The sequence below is a fragment of the Synechococcus sp. R6-10 genome (genome assembly GCF_047461815.1).
Classification (GTDB): domain Bacteria; phylum Cyanobacteriota; class Cyanobacteriia; order Thermostichales; family Thermostichaceae; genus Thermostichus.
Map to the genome: position 1 here is coordinate 1 of NZ_JANSHW010000094.1, position 2,108 is coordinate 2,108.

The following is a 2,108-nucleotide window of genomic DNA, read 5'->3' on the forward strand; positions in this document are numbered from 1 at the left end:
GCAAAAACCCAAAAACCGGCACCAGCATCAGGGCCATGATGAACCCCAACACCAACTGGCTGATGAGGAAGTTCTGAAAGCTGAGGGCTAGGGCTTCGCCAATGCGCGGCCCCCAAGGTTTGGGGAAGAGGCTGAGCAACCCCTGCCAGAACTGGCCCCCGTAGAGCAGCATGTAGAGGGCCAACACCAGCACCAGCACCAAGTCGATCACCTGGTTGAACGTACCCAGAAGGAGATCCAGGGATTGGCCGGCAATTTTCTCGGCGCTGGCCTGCAGGCGGTTGAGAAGGGTATTGACCAGCTCCGTCTGGCCAAGGTTGATGTTGCGCTCGGCGGCCCAAAGGCTAATCTGGTCGAGCCAATTTTGTAAGGTGTCCACCCACTCTGGGATCCGCGCCCCCAGCTGCACCACTTGCTTGGCCAAGACCGGCACCACGGCGATCCCCACCAAGACCAGCAGCACCACCGAGAGAGCAAAGACCAGGGTGACCGCCAAACCTCGACTGACCCGATAGCGCCGCAGCACCTGCACCGGGTAGTTGAGCAAAAAGGCCAGCACCGCCGCTGTCAGGATGGTGGTGAGCAAATGCCCAAACAGCCGACCCACCTGTATGGCCAGCCAGCCGCTGATGACGATCAAGATCCAGGTGAGCAGCAACCGCTGCAAGGGTGAGAAGCGATTCATGCCGGAGCCATCCCCAAGGGATCCCAAAGCGCTTAAAAACCCAGGATGCTATACCCACTATCCACGTAGATCACCTGGCCGGTAATGCCGCTGGCCAGGTCGCTGGCCAGAAAAGCCGCCACATTGCCCACCTCTATTTGAGTGACATTGCGCCGTAGGGGAGCTTTCTCCTCCACAGCATGCAGCATGGCATGAAAATCGGAAATGGCCGATGAGGCCAAGGTGCGGATTGGGCCGGCAGAAATGGCGTTCACCCGGATCCCGGCAGGGCCCAGCTCGGCAGCCAGGTAGCGGACACAGGTTTCCAGGCCCGCTTTGGTGACGGCAGCCATGTTGTAGTTGGGCACCACTCGCACTCCTCCCAAGTAGGTCAAGGTGAGGACACTGCTGCCGGATCTCAGTAGGGGCTTGGCAGCCCGGCAGAGGGCAATCAGGGAGTAGGTGCTCACATCCATGGCCAGGGCAAACCCCTCCCGCGAGATATCGCTGAAGTTGCCGCTCAGCTCCTCTTTTTTGACATAGGCCAGGCAGTGAACCAGAATATCGACCTGACCCCATTTTTCGGTTACCCCCTGAAACAGATCGCTGATCTGCTGATCGCTTTGCACGTCGCAGGGGAGGAGAAAATCTGGCTGCAAGGGATCCGTGAGTTGCTGAACTTTGGTTTTGAAGCGATCCCGCTCGTCCGGCAGATAGGTAACCCCTAGGCTGGCCCCCGCTTTGTGCAGTTGCTGAGCAATGCCCCAGGCAATGGAGCGCTCGTTGGCAATGCCGGTTACCAAGGCTTTCTTTCCCGTCAGCTGTAGCATGGCAAAAAAAGTAGGGGTGTATTCCTTTCTATCCTCCCACAGGTGGGAGCTGGGGCTGGGAGAAGGGATCCCAGGCACTCCTGAACTCCCGTTAAAAAGGCCCGGCTTCCACAATGAAAGTCCTTATTGGTTGAAAAGGAATATTGTCTGCTGGATCTCCGCAGCCCTGTTACCCGTGCCGAAATCATCGAGCACCCGTGGCCGTTGGAAGATACCTCCCTCAACCGGGCTGATAGGTGGAAGCCACGTGCAGTTCCTTGAGCTGCTTCGCCTCAACGCTGGAAGGAGCGCCGGTGAGCAAACATCGCGCCTGCTGGGTTTTGGGAAAGGCGATGACATCCCGGATGGAATCTTCCCCGGCCAGCAACATCACCAGCCGATCCAGGCCGTAGGCAATGCCGCCGTGGGGCGGGGTGCCATACTCAAAGGCTTCCAACAAAAAGCCAAACTTGTCCCGCGCCTGTTCGGGGGTGAGGCCAATCGCTTGAAAAACCTGCTCCTGAATTTCCCGCTGGTAAATCCGCAGGGATCCCCCTCCTACTTCCACGCCGTTCCACACCAGGTCATAAGCCTGGGCCCGCGCCGTTTTCAGGTCGGCCAAGTCGTCGGGGTGG

At 58.7% G+C, this 2,108-nt stretch carries 3 protein-coding genes; all 3 read right to left on the bottom strand.

Annotated features, from left to right (window positions below; genetic code table 11):
* On the bottom strand, positions 1-685 hold a 685-nt coding region (locus NW837_RS03250; RefSeq protein ID WP_414329245.1), incomplete at its 3' end, for an AI-2E family transporter.
* A 32-nt stretch (positions 686-717) separates the two neighbouring features.
* A complete protein-coding gene (gene fabI, locus NW837_RS03255) occupies positions 718-1,494 on the bottom strand; it encodes an enoyl-ACP reductase FabI (protein WP_011432788.1) in 777 nt (258 codons plus the stop codon).
* Between the two features lie 220 nt (positions 1,495-1,714).
* On the bottom strand, positions 1,715-2,108 hold a 394-nt coding region (locus NW837_RS03260), incomplete at its 5' end, for an amino acid--tRNA ligase-related protein (RefSeq protein WP_414329247.1).

What these genes read in the sequence shown, in the direction of transcription:
- fabI (WP_011432788.1), bottom strand. Translation starts at nt 1,494, where the DNA reads ATGCTACAGCTGACGGGAAAGAAAGCCTTGGTAACCGGCATTGCCAAC.